Source organism: Caulobacter sp. ErkDOM-C, assembly GCF_048541825.1.
Taxonomy (GTDB): domain Bacteria; phylum Pseudomonadota; class Alphaproteobacteria; order Caulobacterales; family Caulobacteraceae; genus Caulobacter.
Map to the genome: position 1 here is coordinate 39127 of NZ_CP183332.1, position 12831 is coordinate 51957.

Here is a 12831-nt window from a genome sequence, read left to right on the forward strand (position 1 = left end):
CCAACAAGCGTTTGCGCGTCCTTTTACACCACGCCGCAGGTTGTGAGGGCGCGGCGCCCTCGTTACTGTGCCGTCCATAAGGGCGCTCCGCATTGTCCGGCTCGTCCCATCAACTGGCATGCAGGACGGAAACGCGGGTTATGAGCGACTCTGAGAAGAAGACCTTCACCGACGAAGAAGCGCTGGCCTTCCACCGCTATCCGACCCCCGGCAAGATCGCGATCGTCCCCACCAAGCCGATGGCCACCCAGCGCGACCTGTCGCTGGCCTATTCGCCCGGCGTCGCCGTTCCCGTCCACGCCATCGCCGCCGATCCGGACATGGCCTACGAATATACCTCCAAGGGCAACCTGGTCGCCGTGATCTCCAACGGCACCGCGATCCTGGGCCTGGGTGATCTGGGGGCCCTGGCCTCCAAGCCGGTGATGGAAGGCAAGAGTGTCCTCTTCAAGCGCTTCGGCGACGTCGACAGCATCGACATCGAGATCAGCTCCAAGGACGCCGACGAGATCATCACGGTGGTCAAGAATATCGGCATCACCTTCGGCGGCATCAATCTGGAGGACATCAAGAGCCCCGAATGTTTCCGCATCGAGACCGAGCTGCAGGAGCTGCTCGACATCCCGGTGTTCCATGACGACCAGCACGGCACGGCGATCATCTGCGCCGCTGGCCTGATCAATGCCTGTTTCATCACCGGCAAGAAGCTGGAAGACGTCAAGGTGGTGCTCAACGGCCCCGGCGCGGCGGGCATCGCCTCGCTGGAGCTGATCAAGGCCATGGGTGTGCGCGCCGAGAACTGCATCGCCGTCGACTCCAAGGGCGTGCTCTATCGCGGCCGCACCGAGGGCATGAACCAGTGGAAGAGCGCCCACGCGGTCGACACCGACAAGCGCACCCTGGCTGAGGCGGTGGTTGGCGCGGACGTTCTGCTGGGCCTCTCGGCCAAGGGCGCCTTCACTCCGGCGATGATCGCCAGCATGGCGCCCAATCCGGTGATCTTCGCCATGGCCAATCCCGACCCGGAGATCACGCCCGAGGAAGTTCACGCCGTCCGCAGCGACGCGATCATGGGCACCGGCCGCAGCGACTATCCCAACCAGGTCAACAACGTCCTGGGCTTCCCCTACATCTTCCGCGGCGCGCTGGACGTGCGGGCCCGCCGCGTCAATTACGAGATGAAGATCGCCTGCGCCAACGCCCTGGCCATGCTGGCCCGCGAGGATGTGCCCGATGAAGTGGCCGCCGCCTATCACGGCCGCCAGCTGAAATTTGGCCCGCAATACATCATCCCCTCGGCCTTCGACCCGCGGCTGATCTGGTACGTGCCGCCCTTCGTCGCCCAGGCGGCGATGGACACCGGCGTGGCCCGCAAGCCGATCGAGGACATGGACGCCTATCGCGCCAGCCTGGCCCAGCGCCTGGATCCCACCGCCGGCTTCCTGCAGAAGATCGCCGGCGCCGTGCTGGCCAATCCCAAGCGCATCGTCTTCGCCGAGGGCGAGGATCCCTCGGTGATCCGCGCCGCCTACGCCTATCAGACCGGCGGCTACGGCAAGGCCATCCTGTGCGGCCGCGAAAACCTGGTGGCCGAGAACATGCGCGTCGTGGGGCTGGACCCCGACACCGCCGGCCTGGAAATCATCAATGCCCGCCTGTCGGATCGCAATCCCGACTATGTCGACGCCCTCTATATGCGCCTGCGCCGCAACGGCTATCTGAAGCGCGACGTCCAGCGCCTGATCAACCAGGACCGCAACAGCTTCGCCGCCTCGATGGTCACCCATGGCGAGGCCGACGGCATGGTCACCGGCGTCACCCGCAGCTTCGACCAGGCCCTGGAAGACGTGTTGCGCGTGATCGACCCGGCCCCCGGCGGCCGGATCATGGGCATGTCGGTGGTGCTGGCCAAGGGCCGCACCATCTTCGTGGCCGACACCAATGTCACCGAGCTGCCCGAGGCCGAGGAACTGGTCGAGATCGCCTGCGAGGCGGCCCGCGCCGTCACCCGCCTGGGCTTCAAGCCGCGCGTCGCCTTCATGAGCTATTCCACCTTCGGCAACCCGATGGGCCTGCGCTCGGAAAAGGTGCGCGAGGCCGTGGCCATGCTCGACGAGATGGACGTCGACTTCGAATATGAGGGCGAAATGCCGCCCGAACTGGCGCTCGACCCGGAAAAGCGCGCCAACTACCCGTTCATGCGCCTGACCGACAGCGCCAACATCCTGATCATGCCGGCCATCCACGCCGCCTCGATCTCGACCAAGCTGGTGCAGAGCCTGGGCGGGGCGACGGTGATCGGGCCGGTGCTGCTGGGCTTGTCGAAGTCGGTGCAGATCACGCCGCTGAGCGCGTCGGTGTCGCGGATTCTGAACATGGCGATGATGGCGGCTTACGACGTGCCGGCGGAGGAGGGGTAGGGGGCGGGCCGGCTCACTGGCCTTTCGCACAATCAAGGGTGCTTTGGAGGGGCGGCTTCTTCCAAATCAGACATAGCGGAAAGAAGTGCGGTCATTCGCTTCGCTGTTCGGACGAATTCTTGCGCCTCGTCCATATTCAATCGACTGCGGCCTGCGCCCGAGCTTATAGCTAAGTTGTGTAGTTGATTAATAGTCGCAACTATCTCGCTCGAAATGTGGCCCCTCTGAAACAACTTTTCGGTAATCGTATTTATACCGCTCGATGCGTTGTTAGGGTATCTTTTTCTAAATAGGCTCTTAATGACAGAATATAGATCTTTCCAAGCCTTTTCAACTATTATTCTAGCATGGGCTCCTTCATATTCGCTTCTACTAATGGTGTCGGTACTTAAATCCCGTAGAATGGCAAGAGAGTTATAACTTTTGCCGCTTCCTATGTTTTGGATGATTTTGGTGCGGGGCTCAGGCAGCGGTTTCTGCTCCACCGGTGTTTTTTCATTCCGATTTTGCTCCTGATCCAAATATTGGATCTGATCTTGCGGTTCGACGAATAGGGCGTCGGCTGGTACAGCTCCGTCAGGCGCTGCGGCGTCGAGGACGGGTGCACTTGCCAGGCCTACGATTTCTCCGGCGACCTCCGAAATAGTAGCATCTGCTACCGCTAGTTTTTCCGAGAAAGTTACTTTGTTTCCAGCCACATCGGCAGACTGGAGCCGGTCCAGCAAGGCTCGGAGTTCTTTCTTGAAGGCAAACACAACTATAACCAAAGCCACCGGCCATGCGAGCGTTGTGATCGTGCTGGATGCGTGACCGGCTATCGCTGCCCAAGACTCCATGGACGAGGTCTGAGCTTCTCCCACCTTGAGATCAATCATCCCAGAGCTCTTTGAGTTCTAGCTCGATGAGTTGGGCAGTGCTGCCCGTAACTGCCTTTGACTGATTCGGCCTTCATACTGCCCGCCCTAAAACCCTTGGTGGAACTGGAGCTCTGTCTGAGGGTCTCGTCAAGGACGACGCGGAGCGTCGCCGCGACGCGGCCGCCAGAGGCGGTCCTTGACGAGACCCTCAGACAGAGCAGGCTCGCCTCCAAGGTTTTAAGGCGCAGCCTCGCCGCTGGCGGGCTCTTTGACCGGGCGCGGATCTTCGGCGATTGATCGCTGATGGACACCCTGACCCTGAGCTACACCCACGACCCTGATCCCAAGGACGACTTCGGCCAGTTCCATGTCGCTGTCAGCGCTTGCGGCTTCTCGGGCAGGGGCTCCATGTGGGTCCAGTGGCAGGATATCGAGGCGTTCGCGGCGCAGCTGGCGACCTTTCCGCTGCCGTCGAGCCCGCCGGTCAGTTTGCGTCGGGGCTTCAACCAGCTGGTCAAGGACGATCTGCGCGTGGCGATCGAGATTCGGCCGGTCGATGCGCGCGGCAATCTTCGGGTCGATGTGACTGTCGCTGACTATATCGAGCCGGAGCGGCGCGTGCGCACCACCTTCAACACCAACTATCCGCAGATCGAAAGCTTCCAGCGCGCGATCCTGAGGATGATGAAGGGGGATATCGCCGAGGCCGTGCTGACGGGCGAGGGTGGCCCGCGGAGCGGGAGGGGTTGAAGAGCCGGACCGCCGCGACGGCGGACAGGCCGGGCGCCGCGCCGACAGGGCGATCGACCCCTCATCCGTCAGCCTTTGGCTGACACCTTCTCCCGCAAGGGGAGAAGGGCGGGAAAGACGTCAATCAGTCTTCGATCCGGGCGCGAAGTTCGGCCATCACCTGGTCGTGAGGGATCGACGGGCCGGGCTCGTCGATCGCGGCCTGCACCTTGGCGCGAAGCCAGGCGTCATGGGCCAACGCCTCTTCAGGCGTCGCGAACGGGGCTTCAATCCGTGGATGAGCGCTCATGGCGTCAGGATATCACGGCGATGAAACGCGCGCAAAATGCGGTGGAATGATCGTTTCTGACCGGCCACCACGGGGATCGGGATCGCGCTGTCCCCGGATCGGCGCGGGGATTTGAAACCTTCTCCCAGAGGGAGAAGGAGGGGCCCGCGCCGCAGGCGCGGGAGGATGAGGGGTTTGCGAAGCCCTTCCGGACAGGGCAAGGCCCCAAGTGCGACAACGGCTTGCGGTGTAACCCCTCACCTCCCACGCCTGCGGCGCGGGTCCCTCCTCTCCCTCTGGGAGAGGGTCGCAGGCATGGGGATCGACGCGGGCGCCCAGGAAACTTATCAGACGCGCTGAAACCTCCCGTATTCTGTACCCACCTCGTCGCGAGGAAAGGGCGCAAGGCCAGCGACCATTGCGGCGACGGGGGGTGATCGAGCGGGGACAGGCGGGCGTAATGGCTCGCGGCCCGGCGTGAACGCTATTCACGTCGCCCGTCTGGGGCTGGGAGCGTACGAGGCGTCACAATACCGCCCAAGCGCAGGCTCTTGTGAACCGGTCACGCGGAGCGGACGGCTTCGTCGAAACGGTAATCTCTATCCAATCATCCGGACGAGGTCCGGACGCTCCGCGACCCTTCCCACCGCCATCGCAGCGAAAGCGCGGGGTTGCGCCGTGCTGTCCCCTCCCATCCCGCACGCACCCGAGACGAATGCGGATTTGATCTCCTCCGGTGTCGCTTGGCCCATGACTCGCGCGTCGGTCGTCGCTAGCCTGTAGGTGAACGCAGGAGAGGCAGTATGGCCGCGCGATCGCCGGCCACGGTCGGCGCCGAGTTGAGTTCGACGCAGGACGCGGCCTTGCTGTCGGTGTCGCCCAGCGTTGCGGTGGCGCTCAAGCACGCGCCGCTGGGCATCGCCATCTTCGACCGCCAGATGCGCTATCTGGCCGCCTCGCACCAGTATCTGACCGACCAGGACCTGCCGGCCGACATGCCGCTGATCGGCAGGGCCCATTACGAGGTGTTCCCCGAGATTCCGCAGGCCTGGCGCGACCTGCACGCCCGGGTGCTGGCCGAGGGGGTCGAGCTGCGCGAGGACGAGGGCGACCGCTATGTCGACCGCCATGGCAAGGTGCACTGGATCCGCTGGTCGATGGCCCCGTGGCGCACCGATGACGGCGCCATAGGCGGCCTGGTGCTGTACACCGAGGTGGTCACCGCCACCGTCGAGGCGCGGCTGAAGCTGGAGGCCGCAGAGGTCCGCTATCGCGCCGTGTTCGACCAGGCGGCCATGGGGGTGGCGCGGGTCATGGCCGACGGCGCCTTCCTGGAGATGAACGACCGTTTCTGCGCCATCGTGCAGCGTGATCGCGAGGCCCTGCTGGCCGGCCGGTTCCGCGACCTGGCGCCCGACCAGGACCGTTCTACGACGGTCGATCAGGCCCGGGCGCTGCTGGCGGGCGAGATCGACAGCTATGTCGCCGAGCGCCAGATCGTGTCGGGCGTCGACGGCAGCCTGATCTGGATCCATCTGACGGTGTCGCGTGTGCAATTGGGCGACGCGCCGGCCTATCTGCTGGTGATCATTTCCGACATCTCGGCGCGCAAGCAGGTTGAGGCCGAGCAGCACTCGTATCAGGACAAGCTGCGGCTGCTGATCAACGAGCTGAACCACCGGGTCAAGAACACCCTGGCCACTGTCCAGTCGATGGCCGCCCAGACCCTGCGCAATGAACGCGATCCGCTGGTGGCGTTCGAGAAGTTCGAGTCGCGGCTGCTGGGCCTGTCCCAGGCCCATGACGTGCTGACCCGGGAAAGCTGGAACGGGGCCGATCTGCGCGAGGTGGCCGAGCGGGCCCTGGCGCCGTTCGAGGCCGCCGCCCGGACCACGATCGCGGGGCCGCCGGTCTGGCTGGCCCCCGGCGGGGCCCTGACCATGGCGCTGATCTTCCACGAGCTGGCGACCAACGCCCTGAAATACGGGGCGCTCTCGACCCCCGCCGGCCGGGTGGCCCTGGTCTGGGCCCATGACGCGGAGGCGCGCGGGCTGTCCCTGACCTGGACCGAGTCCGGCGGGCCGCCCGTGGTGGCCCCGACCCGCCGGGGCTTTGGCTCGCGGCTGATCGAGCGCAGCCTGCGCGGCGAGCTGAAGGGCGAGGCGACGATGGACTTCCGGCCCGGCGGCCTGGTCTGCACGATGCAGGCCCGGCTTTCCGCGCCGGTCAGCGACGACGCTGCGCCCGGTCCGACAGCGGCGCGCTCGCCGACCCTTGCCTCGCGCCAGCAAGACCCCAGTTAGAAAGCCTTGTTTCCCGGAGACGTCTCATGCCGCCCAAGCGCCTGCTCGCCGCCTTGCTCACCGCCACCGCCACCGCCCTCGCCGTCGCCCATGGCGCGGCCGCCCAGTCGCCCCTGGTCATCGCCCCGGAAGCCCAGAGCTTTAAGCTGGGCGACTTTACGCTCACCGCCTTGCGCGACGCCGGGTTCGAGGCGCCCAACAACGGCAAGGTGTTCGCGATCAACGCCACGCCGGAGGCGGTCTCGCAGGTGCTGACCAAGGCCGGCGCGCCCGGCGACAAGATCACGCTGAGCGTCGACGCCCTGCTGGTGAAGACGCCCGCTCACTTGGCGCTGTTCGACACGGGCCTGGGTCCGTCCGCCAAGGGGGTGCTGGTCCAGAGCCTGGCCAAGGCCGGCGTCACGCCCGACCAGATCACCGACGTGCTGATCACCCACGGCCATTTCGACCATGTCGGCGGCCTGGTCGGCGCCGATGGCAAGTCGGCCTTCCCCAAGGCGACGATCCGCATGGCCAGCGCCGAATGGGCCTCGCTGCAGGGTCAGGCGCCGATGAAGCCGCTGGTCGAAGCCATCGCCGCCCAGGTCAAGACCTTCGAGCCGGACGCCGCGCTGTTCCCGGGCGTCAAGGCTGTGGCCATCAAGGGCCACACCCCGGGCCATGTGGGCTATGAGATCGCCTCGGGCGGTCAGACCCTTCTGGATATCGGCGACACCGCCCATAGCGAGATCGTCTCCCTGGCGCGTCCCGACTGGGTGATCGCCTTCGATGGCGACGTACCGGTCGCCACCGCCAGCCGGATCGCCCTGCTCAAGACCTTCAGCGCCAGCGGCGGCCTGATCTTCTCGCCCCACTTCCCGTTCCCGGGCGTTGGCAAGGTGGAAGCGGCGGGCGAAGGCTTCGTCTGGAAGGCGGGCATCCCCGTTCAGGACGCCCACGCCGGCCACGCGCACTAGGCCGATACGGCGCGGGCCCTTGTCACCGGGGCGCCCGCGCCGTACCTCCCGCCCATGAGTTCGCCGTTCAAGACCAGCGCCAAGATTTGTGGGCTGTCGACCGCCGAGGCCGTCAGCGCCGCCGTCGACGGCGGCGCGGCCTATCTGGGCTTCGTGTTCTTCGAGAAAAGCCCCCGCAACCTGACGCCCGAGGCCGCCGCCCGGCTGGTGGCGCCCCTTCAAGGCAGGAATGGGCGGGGCGGGCCGGTGAAGACCGTGGCCGTCACCGTCGATCCCGATGACGTCCTGATCGACCGCCTGATGGCGACGATGAAGCCCGACCTGATCCAGGTGCACGGCAAGGAGACCCCCGCCCGGGTCCGCCAGATCGCCGAGCGCTCGGGCGTCGGGGTGATCAAGGCCTTCTCGGTCTCGTCGTCGTCTGACGTCGACCAGGCCCGGGCCTTCGAGACCGTGGCCGAGCAGTTCCTGTTCGACGCCCGTCCGGTCGAGGGCTCGGTTCTGCCCGGCGGCACGGGCGCTCGGTTCGACTGGACCCTGCTGGAAGGCCGCCGGTTCGCCCGGCCGCATTTCCTGGCCGGGGGCCTGGATCCGTGGAACGTCGCCGACGCCATTCGGGTATCAGGGGCCCCGCTGCTGGACGTTTCCTCTGGCGTGGAGCGCGGTCCCGGCCTAAAGGACCCCGCTCTGATCACGGCGTTCCTGGACGCCGTCAAACGCGTGTAGCTTTGCCCAAGCCTTTGGATGATCTCGTGAACGCCCCTTTAAAGCCCAACGACTATTCGGCCTACCCCGACGCCAACGGTCGGTTCGGCGACTTCGGCGGCCGCTATGTGGCCGAGACCCTGATGCCGCTCGTGCTGGAACTGGGCGAGGCCTATGCCGCCGCCAAGGCCGATCCGGCGTTCCAGGACGAGCTGAAGAGCTTCAACACCCACTATGCCGGCCGGCCCAGCCCGATGTATTTCGCCGAGCGGCTGACCGAGCATTTCGGCGGGGCCAAGATCTATTTCAAGCGCGATGAGCTGAACCACACCGGCTCACACAAGATCAACAACGCCCTGGGCCAGATCCTGCTGGCCATGCGCATGGGCAAGACCCGGATCATCGCCGAGACCGGCGCCGGCCAGCACGGCGTGGCCACCGCCACCGTCTGCGCCCGCTTCGGCCTGCCCTGCGTCGTCTATATGGGCGCCACCGACGTCGAACGTCAGAAGCCCAATGTGTTCCGCATGAACCTGCTGGGCGCGGAAGTGCGCCCCGTGACCTCGGGCACCGGCACCCTCAAGGACGCCATGAACGAGGCGATGCGCGATTGGGTCACCAACGTGCATGACACCTATTATCTGATCGGCACGGCGGCCGGCCCGCACCCCTATCCGGTGATGGTCCGCGACTTCCAGAGCGTGATCGGCATCGAGGCCCGCGCCCAGATCCTGGAAATGGAAGGCCGCCTTCCCGACGCGGTGGTCGCCTGCATCGGCGGCGGCTCCAACGCCATCGGCCTGTTCCACCCGTTCCTCAATGACGACAGCGTGCGCCTGATCGGCGTCGAGGCGGCCGGCCACGGCGTCTCCACCGACAAGCACGCCGCCTCCCTGACCGGCGGCCGCCCCGGCGTGCTGCACGGCAACCGCACCTACCTGCTGCAGGACGACGACGGCCAGATCATCGACGCCCACTCGATCTCGGCGGGGCTCGACTATCCGGGCATCGGTCCCGAGCACTCGTTCCTGCACGAGATCGGCCGCGCCGAATATGTCTCGACCACCGACCAGGAGGCCCTCGCGGCCTTCCAGCTGTGCTCGACCCTCGAAGGCATCATCCCGGCCCTCGAACCGGCCCACGCCTTGGCCCGGGTCGGCGAGATCGCCCAGGAGCTGGGCAAGGGCAAGATCGTCGTGATGAATCTGTGTGGTCGCGGCGACAAGGACATCTTCACGGTGGCCGAGGCCCTCGGGCGCAAGATCTAGGACCTATCCAGCGTGACCAAAGACCGTATCGACCGTCGCTTCGCGGCGCTGAAGGCGCAGAACCGCGCCGGTTTCGTGACCTACATCATGGCCGGCGATCCTGACGCCGCCACGACGCTTTCCGTCCTCAAGGGTCTGCCGGGCGCCGGCGCTGATCTGATCGAGCTGGGCTTTCCCTTCTCTGATCCGATGGCCGAGGGCCCGACCATCCAGCGCGCCGCCCAGCGCGGCCTGCGCTCGGGCATGACCCTGCAGGGCACGCTGGACCTGGTGGCCGCCTTCCGCGAGGGCGACACCGACACCCCGGTCATCCTGATGGGCTATCTCAATCCGGTGCTGAACCGGGGCTTTGAAAGCTTCGCCGTTGCCGCCAGCACGGCCGGCGTCGATGGCCTGATCATCGTCGACTGTCCGCCCGAAGAAGCCGATCCGCTGTCCGACGCCCTGGAGGCCGAGGGCATCGCCCTGATCCGCCTGGCCGCGCCGACGACCGACGACAAGCGTCTGCCGACCGTGATCCGCCGCACCTCGGGCTTCGTCTATTACGTCTCGGTGGCGGGCGTGACGGGCGTCAAGTCGGTCGACGCCGCCGACGTGGCCCCGGCGGTCGAGCGGCTGCGCAAGGCCTCAGGCCTGCCCGTGGCGGTCGGCTTTGGCATCCGCACGCCTGAGCAAGCCGCCGCCGTGGCCCGTGTCGCAGATGCCGCTGTGGTCGGCTCGGCGCTTGTGGATGAAATCGAATCGGCGGCCGCGTTGAACGAAAACGTGACCGAGAAGGTTCTTCTCAAGGCGTCGGATCTGGCCAAGGCTGTGCGCTCGGCGCGCGTCGGGAACGAAGTGAGGCTTTAAGGCTATGGCTATGGCTGAACCCCAGGACCCGAAAAAGGGCGACAAATCAAAGGCCTCGGCTGAAGGTCGGCGTGGCGGCGGGTGGCTTTCGCGAATCGCCCCCGGTGTGCGGGGCGCCTTCGCCAAGCGCGAGACGCCCGAGAATCTCTGGGTCAAATGTCCTGATACGGGCGAAATGATCTTCCGCTCCGACCTGGAGGCTGCCCTGTGGGTAACTCCGGCCGGACGCCATATGCGCATCGGGCCGGAAGCCCGTTTCAAGTTCACCTTCGATGACGGCGTCTATGAGACCCTGCCGACCCCGACGGTGCCGGAAGACCCGCTGCACTTCTCGGACGGCAAGCCCTACAAGGACCGCCTGATCGCGGCCCGCAAGGCGACCGGCGAGCCGGACGCCATGGCCATCGCCCACGGCGTGGTCGGCGGCGCCCAGGCCGTGGTTCTGGTCCAGGACTTCGCCTTCATGGGCGGCTCGCTCGGGATGGCCGCCGGTGAAGGCTTCGTCGCCGCCGCCCGCGCCGCCCTGGAACGCGATGTCCCGCTGATCGCCTTCACCGCTGCCGGCGGGGCTCGCATGCAGGAAGGCGCCCTGTCGCTGATGCAGATGGCCCGCACGACCCTGGCGATCAACGAGCTGAAGGACGCGGCCCTGCCCTATATCGTGGTCCTCACCGACCCGACCACCGGCGGCGTCACCGCCTCCTACGCCATGCTGGGCGACGTGCATCTGGCCGAGCCGGGCGCCCTGATCGGCTTCGCCGGTCCGCGCGTCATCGAGCAGACCATCCGCGAGACCCTGCCGCCGGGCTTCCAGCGCTCGGAATACCTAGTCGAAAAGGGCATGGTCGACCGCGTGACGCCGCGCAAGGAGCTGCCGGCCGTGCTGGGCTCGATCCTGACCACCTTGATGATGGGTCGTCGCAAGGCGGCCTGAGCCTTATCTTGACCGACCACCTCCGGGTCCATGACGCCGCCCTGGCGCGGCTGCAGGCTCTGCATCCCAAGCTGATCGACCTGTCGCTGGACCGGATGTGGCGGTTGTGCGCGGCGCTGGGCGATCCGCAGAACCGCCTGCCGCCAGTGATCCATGTGGCCGGCACCAACGGCAAGGGCTCGACGGTCGCCTATCTGCGGGCCATGGCCGAGGCGGCGGGGCTCAAGGTCCATGTCTTCACCTCACCGCACCTGGTCCGCTTCGCCGAGCGCATCCGTCTGGCCGGAACCCTGATCACCGACGCGCAGCTGGCCGACGTGCTGACCCGGGTCGAAGCGGCCAATGCCGGCCTGCCGATCACTTTCTTCGAGATCACCACGGCCGCCGCCCTGGTCGCCTTCGCCGATGCCCCGGCCGACCTTTGCATCGTCGAGGTCGGGCTGGGCGGCGTGCTGGACGCGACCAATGTCGTGACCCCGGCGATCAGCGTCATCGCCCCCATCGACATCGATCACCGCGAGTTCCTTGGCGACACCATCGGCGAGATCGCCGCTGAGAAGGCGGGAATCATCAAGCCCGATGCGCCGGTCGTCTCGGCCCGCCAATGGCGCGAGGCCGAGGATGTGATCGACACCGCCGCCGCCCTGGCCGGGATCGAGCCCGTCATGATGGGCCGCGAATTCGACGCCTGGAACGAGCGCGGCCGCCTGCTGGTACAGATGCCCGACCGCCTGCTGGACCTGCCCGCGCCGTCCCTGCCCGGCGAGCACCAGTTCGCCAATGCCGGCCTGGCGGTCGCGGCCTTGCTGACGCTGAACGACCCGCGCATCGACGAGGCCGCCATGGCCGCCGGGATCGCCGGCGCAATCTGGCCGGCCCGCTTCCAGCGGCTGACGGCGGGTCCGCTCGCCGCCAGGGCAAAGGCGGCGGGTGCGGACCTGTGGCTGGACGGCGGCCACAACCCTCATGCCGGAGCGGCGGTGGCCCGGGCGCTGGGCGACCTGGCGGCGCGCGACGGCCGGCCCGTGGCGCTGATCTCGGGCCTGCTGACCAACAAGGACGCCACCGGCTTCTTCACGCCCTTCGCGGCTTTGAAGGCCCAGGTCTTCACCGTCACCTTCGAGGGCCACGCCGCCGCATCCGCCGCCCAGACCGCCGCCGCCGCCGAGCTGGCCGGCCTGCGGGCTCATGTCTGCGACAGCGTCGGGGACGCCCTGGAGAAGGCCCTGGCCCTGTCGCCGACCCCGCACGTGCTGATCTGCGGCTCGCTGTACCTAGCCGGCGAAGTGCTGGCGATGAGCCCGGAAACCTGGCCGACCTAGCTTACGCAGTTTCTCACCCTGCGTGCGCCAACAGGCGTTAGCGGGCTACCTGGGGCGGCATGGGGGCGACGGCTTTGCGGGTTCATCCTGGTCGCCGCCGCCGCGTCGGTCGAGTGCTCCAGGGGCAGGCCCGATTTCATCGGAAAATAGAGATACGGAAATTAGAACAATTTCGCGAGTTTCAGGCTACGGAATACAG

Annotated in this window: 11 protein-coding genes and 1 pseudogene; 9 read left to right on the forward strand and 3 right to left on the reverse strand. The window is 66.7% G+C overall.

Annotation, left to right across the window (positions count from 1 at the left end; genetic code table 11):
• The first annotated feature begins 140 nt into the window (after nucleotides 1–140).
• Nucleotides 141–2420, forward strand: coding sequence for an NADP-dependent malic enzyme (locus tag ACN2C8_RS00190; RefSeq protein ID WP_419253701.1), 2280 nt, complete (start codon nucleotides 141–143; stop codon nucleotides 2418–2420).
• 32 nt (nucleotides 2421–2452) lie between these two features.
• Here ACN2C8_RS00190 and ACN2C8_RS00195 read toward each other — a convergent pair whose 3' ends face one another.
• Nucleotides 2453–3295, reverse strand: a complete 843-nt coding sequence (locus ACN2C8_RS00195) for a hypothetical protein (protein ID WP_419253703.1) — start codon at nucleotides 3293–3295, stop codon at nucleotides 2453–2455.
• 285 nt (nucleotides 3296–3580) lie between these two features.
• Here ACN2C8_RS00195 and ACN2C8_RS00200 point away from each other — a divergent pair, with 285 nt between their 5' ends.
• Nucleotides 3581–4027: a hypothetical protein gene (locus tag ACN2C8_RS00200; RefSeq protein ID WP_419253705.1), complete on the forward strand. Its 447-nt coding sequence runs from the start codon at nucleotides 3581–3583 to the stop codon at nucleotides 4025–4027.
• 124 nt (nucleotides 4028–4151) lie between these two features.
• Here ACN2C8_RS00200 and ACN2C8_RS00205 read toward each other — a convergent pair whose 3' ends face one another.
• Together ACN2C8_RS00205 and ACN2C8_RS00210 are read right to left on the reverse strand one after the other, a co-directional pair.
• Nucleotides 4152–4316 (reverse strand): hypothetical protein, encoded by a 165-nt coding sequence (locus tag ACN2C8_RS00205; RefSeq protein ID WP_419253706.1) that lies wholly within the window; start codon nucleotides 4314–4316, stop codon nucleotides 4152–4154.
• A gap of 357 nt (nucleotides 4317–4673) precedes the next feature.
• Nucleotides 4674–4747: pseudogene (locus ACN2C8_RS00210) on the reverse strand (hypothetical protein); the annotation flags it as partial.
• 351 nt (nucleotides 4748–5098) lie between these two features.
• Here ACN2C8_RS00210 and ACN2C8_RS00215 point away from each other — a divergent pair.
• Genes ACN2C8_RS00215 through ACN2C8_RS00245 form a run of 7 tightly spaced genes read left to right on the forward strand, consistent with a single transcriptional unit; the run spans nucleotide 5099 to nucleotide 12632 of the window.
• Nucleotides 5099–6598 carry a sensor histidine kinase gene (locus ACN2C8_RS00215; protein ID WP_419253708.1) on the forward strand — a complete coding sequence of 500 codons (1500 nt, stop codon included), beginning with the start codon at nucleotides 5099–5101 and terminating at the stop codon, nucleotides 6596–6598.
• Nucleotides 6599–6624: 26 nt separating this feature from the next.
• Complete coding sequence (locus ACN2C8_RS00220) at nucleotides 6625–7554, forward strand: MBL fold metallo-hydrolase (protein WP_419253709.1); 930 nt, start codon at nucleotides 6625–6627, stop codon at nucleotides 7552–7554.
• Between the two features lie 54 nt (nucleotides 7555–7608).
• Complete coding sequence (locus ACN2C8_RS00225; RefSeq protein ID WP_419253710.1) at nucleotides 7609–8280, forward strand: phosphoribosylanthranilate isomerase; 672 nt, start codon at nucleotides 7609–7611, stop codon at nucleotides 8278–8280.
• A 26-nt stretch (nucleotides 8281–8306) separates the two neighbouring features.
• Nucleotides 8307–9527, forward strand: a complete 1221-nt coding sequence (gene trpB, locus ACN2C8_RS00230; RefSeq protein ID WP_419253711.1) for a tryptophan synthase subunit beta — start codon at nucleotides 8307–8309, stop codon at nucleotides 9525–9527.
• 12 nt (nucleotides 9528–9539) lie between these two features.
• Entirely contained in the window at nucleotides 9540–10376 is an 837-nt protein-coding gene (gene trpA, locus ACN2C8_RS00235) for a tryptophan synthase subunit alpha (RefSeq protein WP_419253713.1), read from the forward strand.
• Nucleotides 10377–10380: 4 nt separating this feature from the next.
• Nucleotides 10381–11310, forward strand: a complete 930-nt coding sequence (locus ACN2C8_RS00240) for an acetyl-CoA carboxylase carboxyltransferase subunit beta (protein WP_419253714.1) — start codon at nucleotides 10381–10383, stop codon at nucleotides 11308–11310.
• A gap of 8 nt (nucleotides 11311–11318) precedes the next feature.
• Nucleotides 11319–12632 carry a bifunctional folylpolyglutamate synthase/dihydrofolate synthase gene (locus ACN2C8_RS00245; RefSeq protein ID WP_419253715.1) on the forward strand — a complete coding sequence of 438 codons (1314 nt, stop codon included), beginning with the start codon at nucleotides 11319–11321 and terminating at the stop codon, nucleotides 12630–12632.
• The last annotated feature ends 199 nt before the right edge of the window (nucleotides 12633–12831 follow it).

Coding starts and splice junctions, on each gene's coding strand:
- ACN2C8_RS00205 (WP_419253706.1), bottom strand. CDS start 4,316: ATGAGCGCTCATCCACGGATTGAAGCCCCGTTCGCGACGCCTGAAGAG.
- ACN2C8_RS00240 (WP_419253714.1), top strand. CDS start 10,381: ATGGCTATGGCTGAACCCCAGGACCCGAAAAAGGGCGACAAATCAAAG.
- ACN2C8_RS00220 (WP_419253709.1), top strand. CDS start 6,625: ATGCCGCCCAAGCGCCTGCTCGCCGCCTTGCTCACCGCCACCGCCACC.
- ACN2C8_RS00215 (WP_419253708.1), top strand. CDS start 5,099: ATGGCCGCGCGATCGCCGGCCACGGTCGGCGCCGAGTTGAGTTCGACG.
- ACN2C8_RS00225 (WP_419253710.1), top strand. CDS start 7,609: ATGAGTTCGCCGTTCAAGACCAGCGCCAAGATTTGTGGGCTGTCGACC.
- ACN2C8_RS00190 (WP_419253701.1), top strand. CDS start 141: ATGAGCGACTCTGAGAAGAAGACCTTCACCGACGAAGAAGCGCTGGCC.
- ACN2C8_RS00200 (WP_419253705.1), top strand. CDS start 3,581: ATGGACACCCTGACCCTGAGCTACACCCACGACCCTGATCCCAAGGAC.
- ACN2C8_RS00195 (WP_419253703.1), bottom strand. CDS start 3,295: ATGATTGATCTCAAGGTGGGAGAAGCTCAGACCTCGTCCATGGAGTCT.